Source organism: Streptomyces sp. NPDC048504, assembly GCF_043200035.1.
Taxonomy (GTDB): domain Bacteria; phylum Actinomycetota; class Actinomycetes; order Streptomycetales; family Streptomycetaceae; genus Streptomyces.
The window spans coordinates 214,781-225,897 of record NZ_JBICXA010000013.1; the positions used below are offsets into that span (position 1 = coordinate 214,781).

Below are 11,117 nucleotides of genomic sequence, written 5' to 3' on the forward strand. Positions count from 1 at the left end.
GGGGCGCTGCGCGAACCGCCTGCCGTCAACGGACGCTGACTCAAAGCACTACCACCGGGTACTCTCATCGCGATATGAGCACCGAGAACCTCTCCCAGAGCCCTGAGCAGCCGCCTCGCAAGCCGCGTGTGGCCGTCGTGTTCGGCGGTCGCAGCTCCGAACACGGGATCTCCGTGGTCACCGCCGGCGCCGTCCTCGCGGCCATCGACCGGACCAAGTACGACGTCCTGCCGATCGGCATCACCCGCGAAGGCCGCTGGGCCCTGACCGCCGACGCCCCGGAGCGGATGGCGATCACCGACCGCCGCACCCCGGACGTCGACGAACTCGCCGAGTCGAGCGAGGGCGGCGTGGTGCTCCCGCTCGACCCCGGGGACCGTGAAGTCGTCGTCAGCGAACCGGGATCCGTGCCCAAGGCCCTCGGCGAGGTCGACGTCGTCTTCCCCGTCCTGCACGGCCCCTACGGCGAGGACGGCACCCTGCAGGGACTCCTGGAGCTGTCCGGTGTGCCGTACGTGGGCGCGGGTGTGCTCGCCTCGGCCGTCGGCCAGGACAAGGAGTACATGAAGCGGGTGTTCACCTCGTTCGGCCTCAAGGTCGGCCCCTACGTGGTGATCCGGCCGCGCGAGTGGCAGCGGGACCAGTCCGCCGCGCGCAAGAAGATCGTCGACTTCGCGGGCGAGCACGGCTGGCCGCTGTTCGTGAAGCCCGCGCGCGCGGGGTCGTCGATCGGCATCACCAAGGTCGACGACCTGTCCGGTCTCGACGAGGCGATCGAGGAGGCGCAGCGGCACGACCCGAAGATCCTCGTGGAGGCCGCGCTGCGCGGCCGCGAGATCGAGTGCGGGGTCCTGGAGTTCGAGGACGGACCGCGCGCGAGTGTGCCCGCCGAGATTCCGCCGCCCCAGGAGCACGCGTACTACGACTTCGAGGCGAAGTACATCGACTCGACCCCGGGTATCGTGCCCGCCCCGCTGACTCCGGAGGAGACCGCCGAGGTCCAGCGGCTCGCGGTGGACGCCTTCGACGCGGCCTCCTGCGAGGGGCTCGTGCGGGCGGACTTCTTCCTTACCGAAGACGGCGAGTTCGTCATCAACGAGATCAACACGATGCCCGGGTTCACGCCGATCTCGATGTACCCGCAGATGTGGCAGGCCAGCGGCGTCCCCTACGGGGAGTTGGTGGACCTGCTGGTGCAGGCGGCGCTGCGCCGGTCGACGGGCCTTCGCTGAGCCAGTCAGTCGGCGATCCCCGCGGGGATCGCCTTCTTGACGGACTTGGCGAGGTCGACCAGGGGCGCCATGCCGTCTCCGGTGCGGTCCTTCGGGATGGTCACCTCCACGTAGGCCTTCCGCAGCGTCGTGGTGAAGCGGAAGGAGCCGTCGTCCTCCTTCTGGAGGAGCCAGCCGACGCCGTTCACCTCGACGCCGTCGGCCTCCGGGTCGTTCATCTTGGCGGGTCTGACGACACCGCAGCGCAGTATGATCGCCGGGTTCCCCCAGCCCGCGGTCAGTGCGGACGCGGGCTCGGGATCCCGGCGGCCCTGGTCGTCGACCTTCGACGGCAGCACCTTGTCCAGGTTCCGGCACAGCCCGGTGACCTTCGCGCCCGGCGAGGGAACCGCCGCCGACGCGCTGTCGTCTGCTGAGGAGCAGCCCGCGACGCTGATCAGCGCGGCGAGCACGGACAGCCCGATGACAGAACGGTGCCGGTGACGGAGAGAGTTCACCGGCCAAGGGTAGACGGGGGCTACAGATGCACCACCGGGCAGGTCAGGGTGCGGGTGATGCCGTCCACTTGCTGGACTTTGGCGACCACCATGCGGCCGAGGTCGTCGACCGTGTCGGCCTGGGCCCGCACGATCACGTCGTACGGTCCTGTCACGTCCTCGGCCTGGATCACTCCAGGGATCTTGCTGATCGTTTCGGCGACGGTCGACGCCTTGCCGACCTCCGTCTGGATCAGGATGTACGCCTGTACCACGGAACCTCCAGGGCGGCCACGAGGATCATGTGGGGAAAAGGAACGCCACGGTATCGCGTCGCCGCTCGCCGCGGGGAGACCCGCGGAGGCCCGACACGACTTGGCCCCCGTGCTGGGGCGCGGGCACGACTGAAGTCGACGGTCACCTCGACCGTACCGAGCACACCGACGGCTCGCGACCGGGCGCTGCCGTCACGAGAAGAGGACGAACGATGAAGGGCACCGTCGGTGAGTTGGGGGAGTTCGGGCTCATCAGGGAGCTCACTTCCCGGCTCACCACCACCCCCGCGGTCCGGGTCGGCCCCGGCGACGACGCCGCGGTCGTGGCCGCGCCCGACCGCAGGGTCGTGGCGAGCACCGACATCCTGCTGGAGGGCCGCCACTTCCGCCGCGACTGGTCCACGGCCTACGACGTCGGACGCAAGGCCGCCGCGCAGAACCTCGCGGACATCGCCGCCATGGGCGCCGTACCGACCGCGCTGCTCCTCGGCCTGGTCGTACCGGCCGAACTCCCGGTCACCTGGCCCATGGAGCTGATGGACGGCCTGCGCGACGAGTGCCAGGTCGCGGGCGCCTCGGTGGTCGGCGGCGATGTCGTACGCGGCGACACGATCATGGTGTCGATCACCGCGCTCGGCGATCTGCGCGGCCGCGAGCCGGTCACCCGGGGCGGCGCGCAGCCCGGTGACGTGGTCGCCGTGACCGGCTGGCTTGGCTGGTCCGCGGCCGGGTTCGCGGTGCTGTCGCGGGGCTTCCGCTCGCCGCGCGCGTTCGTGGAGGCGCACCGGCGCCCCGAGCCGCCGTACCACGCGGGTCCGGCGGCGGCCGGGCTCGGCGCGACCTCGATGTGCGACGTCAGCGACGGGCTGATCGCCGACCTCGGGCACATCGCGGAGGCCAGCAAGGTCCGCATCGACATCCGGTCGGGCGCGATCGACGTCCCGACGCAGATGAACGACATCGGGCAGGCCGTCGGCGTCGACCCCATCCAGTGGGTGCTCACCGGGGGAGAGGACCACGCGATCGTGGCGACCTTCGCGCCGGACGTGAAGCTGCCGGCCCGCTGGAAGGTCATCGGCGAGGTCCTGAACCCGTCGGCGCTGCCCCAGGTGACGGTCGACGGGGCGCCGTGGACCAGCAAGGGCGGCTGGGACCACTTCGGGGACATCGAGTCGTGAAGCCCCTCGTACTGACGGTCGCGGGCTCCGACTCCGGTGGCGGGGCCGGAATCCAGGCCGACTTGAAGACCATGCTCGCGCTCGGCGTGCACGGCATGAGCGTCGTCACGGCGGTCACCGCGCAGAACTCCCTCGGCGTGCAAGGGGCTTGGGAACTTCCGGCGGAGGCGGTGCGCGCCCAGTACCGCAGCGTCGTCGACGACATCGGCGTCCAGGCCGTGAAGACCGGGATGCTCGCGTCGGCCGAACTCGTCGAGACGGTCGCGGGGTTGATCGGCGGCACGGACGTCCCTGCGGTCGTCGACCCGGTCGGCATCTCGAAGCACGGGGACTCGCTGCTGGCGGACTCCGCGCTGGACGCCGTACGGACGAAGCTGTTGCCGGTGGCGACGGTCGCGACGCCGAATCTCGACGAGGTGGCGCAACTCACCGGCGTACGGGTCGACTCGGAGGGCCAGCTGCGAGGGGCCGCGGCTGCAGTGCTGGCGTACGGGCCGCGTTGGGTGTTGATCAAGGGCGGTCATCTGCCGGGTGACGCCGTGGATCTGCTCACCGACGGCTCTGAGGAGCACTGGCTGCGCGCGTCCCGGCACGACAACCGGCACACCCATGGGACCGGCTGCACGCTCGCTTCGGCGATCGCGTCACAGCTCGCGAAGGGGCAGTCGGTGCCGGAGGCCGTGGCGGTGGCGAAGGACTACGTCACCGGGGCGATCGCGGCCGGGTTCGCGCTCGGTGGGGGGATCGGGCCGGTGGATCACGGATGGGATCTGCGGCGCGGGGATTCCTGAGACGCGGCCTGTCTGAAGCGGGGGCCAGCTGAGAGAGCACGGCAAAAAGCCGGCCCACACGAGGTGGACCGGCTCGATGCAGCGAACCAGCAGTGGCCGCGCGCTCAGCAGTGCGTCAGCGCGAGACCTTGCCGGCCTTGATGCACGAGGTGCAAGCGTTCACGCGCTTCGGCGTCCCACTGACCACGGTACGGACGCGCTGGATGTTCGGGTTCCAGCGACGGGACGTACGGCGGTGCGAGTGCGAGATGTTGTTGCCGAAGCCCGGCCCCTTGCCGCAGACGTCGCAGTTGGCAGCCACGGGTCACTCCAAAGACTTCAGATGCACAGATGCACTTACGGATGATCCCGGCATGCCGGGATCGAGATCGTAGGATCTGGAAGTGGCACTGCCAGGGGGGATGGCCCGATCGGGATCGGGCAACCGGAGCAGCATACAACGACTGCGCCAGTACAACGAAACTACCATGCCTGGTCGGGGGCCCGCTCCGGCCCTCCTCGGGCCCGGGCCGCTCCGGGGTCTACGCTGCGTTGCCAGTCCAGCAGCTCAAGGAGGCGCAGGTGCCGCAGGTGCCGCAGACATTCTTCGATGCTCTCGCGGTGCGCAGCTGGTGCGGGCTCGCGCTGCGGTCGCTGGGTCGTGCGCGCGAGGAGATCGACGCGATCAACGTGTACCCGGTGGCCGACGGGGACACCGGCACCAACCTGTACCTGACCATGGAGTCCGCCGTCGCCGCGGTCGACGCGGTGTTCGACGGACACGGCACCCTGACCGAGCGGAAACCGCCGCTGGCCGACGCCGCCCGTGCGATGGCCCACGGAGCGCTCATAGGGGCGCGCGGCAACTCCGGGACGATCCTCGCGCAGCTCCTCCGGGGCATGGCCCAGGTCCTCGCCGCCGACGGTGAGACGGCTCACACGGACGGAGAAGGCCTACGGCTCGCCCTGCGCCGCGCGGCCGACTCCGCCCGGCACGCGGTGGCCCACCCCGTCGAGGGCACCGTCCTCTCGGTCGCCTCGGCCGCGGCGGACGCGGCCGACGGCGCCGACGGCGACTGCGGGACCGTCGCACGGGCCGCCTACGAGGGAGCGTGCGCGGCGCTGGCCGCGACCCCGGGGCAGCTGGCCGTCCTGGAGCGCGCGGGAGTCGTCGACGCGGGCGGACGGGGGCTGGTGGCGGTGCTGGCCGCGCTGGTGGAGACGTTCACGGGGGAGTCGCCGGTTTTCGGGGCGCACGCACGCGTGGAGGCCGTTTCGGCTTCCGGTGCTCCCGAAGTCACCCCTTGCGCGGGCGGCGGCCCCGCCTTTGAGGTGATCTACCTCTTGGAGGCCGACGAGTCGGCCGTGACGCGGCTGCGGGAGCGGCTGGACGTCCTCGGCGACTCGCTCGTCGTGGTCGGCGGCGACGGCCTGTGGAACGTCCACGTGCACGTCGACGACGCGGGCGCCGCCGTCGAAGCGGGCGTCGAGGCCGGGCGGCCGTACCGGATCCGGATCACCCACTTCGGGCTCGGTGACGTCCACACCACCGGTGCCGAACGGCCTCCCAGGGAGCGCGCGCAGCGGGCCGTCGTCGCCGTGGTGCCGGGGGAGGGGCTCGCCGGGCTCTACGGCGAGGCCGGCGCGACCACCGTGCTCGCGCGCCCCGGGGAGCCGCCCGCCAGCGGAGAGCTGGTCGCGGCCGTACGGCGGGCACACGCGCGTGAGGTCGTGCTGCTGCCCAATGACGCCGAGCTGCGCCACACCGCCGCCGCTGCCGCCGAGCAGGCCCGGGCCGAGGGCATCCGGGTCGCGCTGATCCCGACGCGCTCCGCGGTCCAGGGGATCGCGGCGCTCGCCGTGCACGAGCCGGAGCGCCGCTTCGACGAGGACGTCGTCTCCATGACCTCGGCGGCCGGCGCGACCCGCTACGCCGAGGTCGCCGTCGCCGAACGCCAGTCCTGGACCATGGCCGGCATCTGCCAGGCCGGGGACGTCCTGGGCCTCGTCGACGGCGACGTGGCGGTGATCGGCGCCGATGTCACGGCCACCGCCCGCGCCGTCCTCGACCGCATGCTCGCGGCCGGCGGCGAACTGGTCACGCTCGTCCTCGGCGACGAGGCACCCGCGAGCGTCGCCGACATCCTGGAGGCCCACGTCCGGGAGTCGTACCTCGCCGTCGACACGGTGGTGTACCGGGGCGGCCGACAGGGTGCCCTGCTGCTCATCGGCGTGGAATAGGGCCCAGCACCACCCCAACTCCCCTACTTCTCTGTCTGTTCCTCCATCAGCTGGAGCAGCTGCTCGGCCTCGGCACGACGGGCCCGTACCGTCTCGTCGCCGTCGTCCGCACCCTCGTAGGCCTTCAGCACGCCACGCGCGCGTGCCGCCGCGTCGGCGGGGCGGCTGAGGTCGGCCTCCAGCCAGCCCGCGGCGAGTTCGGCGCCGGTGCGGGTGTGCACCGCGCCCTCCCCGAGGGCGGCGAACACGGTGACCGACTCCGCGGTCTCGGTCAGGGCGTCCTCGAACGCGGCCTGGATCGCGGTGTCCTCGGCCTCCTCGGCGACGGAACGGGCCAGCAGCTCACCGAACTGCCGGTGGGTGTGGCCGAGTTCACCGGTGAGCCGCTGCCGCGCCTCCTGGTCGTCCGTCACGAGCAGCGCGGCCTCGCACTCCTGGATCGCGCCCGCCATCAACTCCCGCGCGCGGTCCAGGCCCCGGTCCGCGCGCAACGCCAGCCACGCGCGGGCGCGCAGCGAGCGGACGAGCCCGTGCACGTTGCCCAGGGACCGCCACAGGTCGCCCGCGCGCTCGTACGCCTGGTCCGCCTCGTCGGGCAGCTCCGCGTGGCCCAGCGACTCGGCGGCGAGGTGGGCGAGCGTGGCGTGGTCGTTCTGCTCGGGCCAGGTCCGGGCGATCTCGGCCGCCTGCAACCGCCGTTCGGCAGCCGCCCGGTGCTCGCCCAGCTCGCTCAGACAGTCACCGAGCCACCACTGCGTCTGGACGATCGCGCCGTCGCCGTGCGTCTCGACGCTCAGGTCGGGCAGCGCCGACTCCAGCACCTCGGCGGCCTCGGCCCACCGGCCCTGACGCAGCAGGAAGCCACCGAGCTGGTGCCGCGCCCAGGCGCCCAGCGTCGGCCCCTCACCCGCCTCGTCGGACCAGTGAGCGGCCTCCAGGGCGTGCTCAGCGGCCTCCTCGGACCGCCCCCGGCCGCCGAGCACCTCGGCGAGCTGGAGATGCAGCTGAGCCCGTCCAGGGGCCTCCAGGTACGGCCCGCCGTGCTCCAGGGCCGCCCGCAGCGCCCGCTCCGCCTCCGTGACGTCGCCGAGGTGATGGGCGAGCCCGGCCAGCCGGGCCTCGTACTCCACCGCGAACCACGGCAGCCCCGCGACCACGAACGCCGTCGACGCCTTCGAGAACAGCCGGACGGCCGTCTCCACATCCCCGCCCCGCACCGCGAGTTCGGCCAGCATCGCCTGCCCTTCGGCACCCCGCGCGGCCAGCCGGACGTCGTCCCCGGTGTGCCCCTCGACGAGGGCCAGCACTTCCCGTACGGCGGCCTCGGCGGCGGCCAGGTCCCCGCTGCCGGGGGTGTGGTCGGGGGAGTCCCCGTGGACCCTGCGCATCAGGATGCGCGCCCGGCTCATCAGCACGGCCGCCGTCTGCCGTACACCCGTGCCGTCCTCGGAGTACAGGGCGAGGACCCCGTCGTACGGCTCGGCGATCGCCGCGAGGGCCTCGTCGACCTCGCCCGTGAGAGCGCGTACGTACGCTCCACGCGCGCGTGCCGCCCATGCCTCCCCGGGGTCGCCCGCCTCGGCGAACAGCCCGGCCGCGCGCTCGAAGAGAGCGATGCCCTCGGGGCCCTGGTCCATCGCCTGATGGTCGGCGATCTCGGCGCGGTCGCGGGCGGACAGCTCGATGTCCTCGGCGGCCCGGGAGACCGCCAACCAGGCCTCCACGGCATGCGGTTGGAGTGTGTCCGACAGCCGCCGCGCCTCCGTCAGGAGCGCGGTGAGGTCCTTCGCTGGGGTGACCTCGGGTACTGCGGTCGTCACCGGTGCCGCGACCGGCCGGCCCGCCGAACGCACTCCCAGGGGGAGCCGTTCCACCAGCGGCCGCTGGTCCATGCGCGCGCGTGCCCGGTCGCCGACGTGGGTCGTGCCGTTGCGCTGGTCGAAACGGGCGGCCAGGGAGAGGGTCTCCACGCGTGCGTGGGCGGCGAGTTCGCGTGCCGTCCAGGTACGGCCGGCCGGCCCGGGCACCTGCTGGTCGCCGAGGCCCAGCTCGGTCAGCCGGTCCATCAGCAGGGTCACCACGGACAGGAAGTCCAGCCCGCTGCGCGGGTTCCCGGAGTCCGTGAAGTACGCCGGACGCTCCGCGAGCAGCTCCAGACCGCGCGCCTCGTTGCCGCTCAGCGCGCAGAACTCCACATGGTCCGCGTAGGCGCCCCGCATGCTCTCCATGGGCCGTACGAGACGGAAACCCCGCAGGTGATGGGCGCGCGCCTCGTCGGCCCGCCCCAGGCGCAGCAGCGGGGTCAGGGAGGACGCGAGGACGGTGTGCGGCTCGTGGGCGCAGGTGAACTCGCCCTCCAGGACCGGCTCCCACAGGGCCAGGGCCTCGGCGTACCGCTCCTGCTGCGCCTGCCACTCACCCTGGGTGTGCAGCTCGCACGCGTGGCAGTCGGCCATGGTGTCGCGGTCGGCGGCCAGCCACGCGGCGTACGCCCGCTCGGCCCGCGCCAGGTCGCCGACGTGCGAGGCGACGCTGAACTCGGCGCTGCGGACGGCCCGTTCGGAGTGTCCAGCCAGCCGGTAGCGGTGCTCCATCTCGCCGAGCCACTTCTCGATCGACGCGAGCGGGATGTGCGGCTGGCCCAGCATCCCGGACGACATCCACTTGAAGACCCAGTGCAGCGAGTGGACCTCGTACTCGTCGAAGTCCTCGGGCCGCTCGTCCCACATGCGCAGCAGGCGCGCGAAGGGGACGAACATCTTGTCCTTCTCGGAGCTGTAGTTGTAGACCTTCAGCTGGTGCCCGAGGGCCTCGATCACCGCGAGCGGGATGTCCAGCTTCTCGGCCTCGGCGAGCAGTTGCTCCGCGCGCGCGTTGCGGGCCGGTCCCTCCGGCTCCTCGGAGTTCTCCGCCATCGCCCGGCGCAGTGCGTCGAAGTCCGTGATCCCTGTCATCCGTGGTCGCCCTCCCCGTGTGTGGCCCACTCCAGGAGGCCGATGAACGCCCGGTTCAGCAGAGCCGAATCGGCGGGGCGCAGTGGTCGCTGCGCCATCAGGAGTGCCTGCCCGTAGAGCGACTCCGTGGCCGTCCCGATCAGGTCCCGGTCCCTCAGCGAACTGATCCGCCGGATCAGCGGATTGAGGTGGTTGAGCACGAGACGCGCGCGTGGAGCACTGCCCCGCAGCGAGCCCAGGATGCCCGCCCACAGGTCGTCGGCCTGCTCCTCGGCCTCCGCGCGGGCCTGCTCGTGCCGGGCGGACCGGTCGTCCAGGTGCAGCGCGGGTACCGACAGCGGATGGAAGGCCCGCAGGACCACATCGCAGCCCAGGGGGTCCAGCCTGGCCCGCGCGGCGGCCAGGAAGTCCGCCAGGGCCAGCTCCTCGGCCGGGTCCACCGAGTCCAGGTGTGCGGTCACGGTGTCCGAGTCCAGCTCGGCGACCACCGTCCCCGGGCGCACCGACGGCAGCGCCTCGACCAGCTCGCCGTCGTAGGTATAGCCGCCGTTGATCACCCCGATGCCCTGCGCGGACGCGATCGGGGCGACCTGCCGGTACTCCTCGACGGTCCGCGTGAAGTGCACCACCGGGTGGCGCTGCGCGAACTCCTCCAGGGACACCCGTCCGTCGGTCGTCTCGAACGGGAGCCACGGCAGCATCGTGCGCAGCATCTCCTTGTCGTGCCGCGCCAGGGACTTCACCCCCAGGTGGTGCACCGACAGGAACGCGGCAAGACGCTCCGGATCACCCGCCGCGAGCCCGGTCAGCCAGCCCCGGATCCGCTCCCCGAGCGCCTCCCGTACGGCGGCCAGCGTCTCGTCCTCGTACAGCGACTCGCGCGAGGCCGTGGGCCGCAGACTGTCCGTGTCCAGCACACAGCGCACGAAGAACGCCCAGTCGGGCAGCAGCTGTTCGGCCCGCTCGGTCAGCAGCATGCCCTTGAGATGCACCCGGTGACTCGCCCGCTGCGCCGGACTCACCGCGCCGGGAAGGACGTAGGCCACCCCCCGGATCCCCGCGAGCGGCACGGACAGGTCGATCGAGTCCAACGGCGTGAACCCGAACAGCTCGTGACAGTGCCGCGCCAGCGCCACCCTCCGGGTGTTGGGACTCGGGTACGACCGGTCCCAGGGCGCGGGCAGATCGGTGACCGCCTCGCCGTCCACACGGACGTCGTACGGCAGCAGCGCCCCGAAATCCCGGGCCAGCGCGAGGACCCGCTCCTTGCTGAGCCACTCGCCGGCGCCCGCCCGCGCCACCAGGTGCACGGTGGTGCCCGGTTCGGGGCGCTCGGCGTCGGGCAGCGTCCGCACGGTGTACGAGCCGTCGTCGGTCGCCGTCCACTCGACGGGCGGCGCGTCGGGCGTACGGGCGCTGCGGCTGACGACCCGGATCCGCTCGGCGACCACGAAACAGGCGAGCAGCCCGATGCCGAACTGCCCGAGGAAGTCGGAACGGGCCTCCTGGAGCCCGTCGGCGCGCTTGGAGCTACGGCCGATGGTCGCCAGGAGGTTGTGCACGTCCGCCTCGGTGAGCCCGACGCCGGAGTCCTCGACGCGCAGGGTGCCCCCGTCGGCGAACAGCCGTACCAGGGCAGGGGAGTCGGGCTGCTCGGCCCGGCGGGCGGTGATCGCGTCCACGGCGTTCTGCAGCAGCTCGCGCAGATAGACCTTGGGGCTCGAGTAGAGGTGATGGGAGAGCAGGTCCACCAGACCGCGCAGGTCGACCTGGAACGTGTGAGGTGACTGGGATGCCTGGGATGACTGTGAGGTCTGGGAGTCCATCGTCGCAGCGCCGAGGTGGGGGAAGTGCGATCGGCGCGAGGGTCGGGCGGTCCCTGTGAGGCGGTGACCGCGGGGGATGGCCGGAGCGCGCCATCCTAGGCCTCGAACGACCCGCCTGACCAGGGGTTTCGCAAGACGGATACGGCATTGTCAGTGGCGTGGTGT

General features: G+C 72.2%; 9 protein-coding genes. 4 read left to right on the forward strand and 5 right to left on the reverse strand.

All coding sequences use genetic code 11. From position 1 onward, the window contains the following. The first annotated feature begins 74 nt into the window (after positions 1-74). A complete protein-coding gene (locus ACGFY9_RS30285) occupies positions 75-1,232 on the forward strand; it encodes a D-alanine--D-alanine ligase family protein (protein ID WP_393759380.1) in 1,158 nt (385 codons plus the stop codon). A 5-nt stretch (positions 1,233-1,237) separates the two neighbouring features. Here ACGFY9_RS30285 and ACGFY9_RS30290 read toward each other — a convergent pair whose 3' ends face one another. Both ACGFY9_RS30290 and ACGFY9_RS30295 read right to left on the reverse strand, forming a co-directional pair. Beyond that, positions 1,238-1,729 (reverse strand): DUF3515 domain-containing protein, encoded by a 492-nt coding sequence (locus ACGFY9_RS30290; protein WP_393759381.1) that lies wholly within the window; start codon positions 1,727-1,729, stop codon positions 1,238-1,240. 20 nt (positions 1,730-1,749) lie between these two features. Further along, the gene (locus tag ACGFY9_RS30295) at positions 1,750-1,983 is read right to left on the reverse strand and encodes an Lrp/AsnC family transcriptional regulator (protein WP_003997603.1); all 234 of its coding nucleotides are present in this window, start codon (positions 1,981-1,983) and stop codon (positions 1,750-1,752) included. A 212-nt stretch (positions 1,984-2,195) separates the two neighbouring features. On the opposite strand from ACGFY9_RS30295, the gene ACGFY9_RS30300 reads away from it, so the two are divergent. Together ACGFY9_RS30300 and thiD are read left to right on the forward strand one after the other, a co-directional pair. Then, entirely contained in the window at positions 2,196-3,161 is a 966-nt protein-coding gene (locus ACGFY9_RS30300) for a thiamine-phosphate kinase (RefSeq protein ID WP_019058663.1), read from the forward strand. After that, positions 3,158-3,952 carry a bifunctional hydroxymethylpyrimidine kinase/phosphomethylpyrimidine kinase gene (gene thiD, locus ACGFY9_RS30305; RefSeq protein ID WP_393759383.1) on the forward strand — a complete coding sequence of 265 codons (795 nt, stop codon included), beginning with the start codon at positions 3,158-3,160 and terminating at the stop codon, positions 3,950-3,952. The genes ACGFY9_RS30300 and thiD overlap by 4 nt, the downstream gene beginning before the upstream one ends. A gap of 115 nt (positions 3,953-4,067) precedes the next feature. Here the strand turns inward: thiD and rpmB are convergent, their stop codons facing one another. Then, on the reverse strand, positions 4,068-4,253 hold the full coding sequence (rpmB, locus tag ACGFY9_RS30310) for a 50S ribosomal protein L28 (RefSeq protein ID WP_003973430.1): 186 nt from the start codon (positions 4,251-4,253) through the stop codon (positions 4,068-4,070). A 260-nt stretch (positions 4,254-4,513) separates the two neighbouring features. On the opposite strand from rpmB, the gene ACGFY9_RS30315 reads away from it, so the two are divergent. Continuing rightward, positions 4,514-6,172, forward strand: coding sequence for a DAK2 domain-containing protein (locus ACGFY9_RS30315; RefSeq protein WP_393759531.1), 1,659 nt, complete (start codon positions 4,514-4,516; stop codon positions 6,170-6,172). A 23-nt stretch (positions 6,173-6,195) separates the two neighbouring features. Here the strand turns inward: ACGFY9_RS30315 and ACGFY9_RS30320 are convergent, their stop codons facing one another. Further along, entirely contained in the window at positions 6,196-9,126 is a 2,931-nt protein-coding gene (locus ACGFY9_RS30320) for a tetratricopeptide repeat protein (RefSeq protein ID WP_393759385.1), read from the reverse strand. Further along, positions 9,123-10,952, reverse strand: a complete 1,830-nt coding sequence (locus ACGFY9_RS30325) for an HSP90 family protein (protein WP_393759387.1) — start codon at positions 10,950-10,952, stop codon at positions 9,123-9,125. The genes ACGFY9_RS30320 and ACGFY9_RS30325 overlap by 4 nt, the downstream gene beginning before the upstream one ends. Positions 10,953-11,117: the final 165 nt, after the last annotated feature.

Coding starts and splice junctions, on each gene's coding strand:
- ACGFY9_RS30285 (WP_393759380.1), top strand. CDS start 75: ATGAGCACCGAGAACCTCTCCCAGAGCCCTGAGCAGCCGCCTCGCAAG.
- ACGFY9_RS30300 (WP_019058663.1), top strand. CDS start 2,196: ATGAAGGGCACCGTCGGTGAGTTGGGGGAGTTCGGGCTCATCAGGGAG.
- ACGFY9_RS30320 (WP_393759385.1), bottom strand. CDS start 9,126: ATGACAGGGATCACGGACTTCGACGCACTGCGCCGGGCGATGGCGGAG.
- ACGFY9_RS30325 (WP_393759387.1), bottom strand. CDS start 10,952: ATGGACTCCCAGACCTCACAGTCATCCCAGGCATCCCAGTCACCTCAC.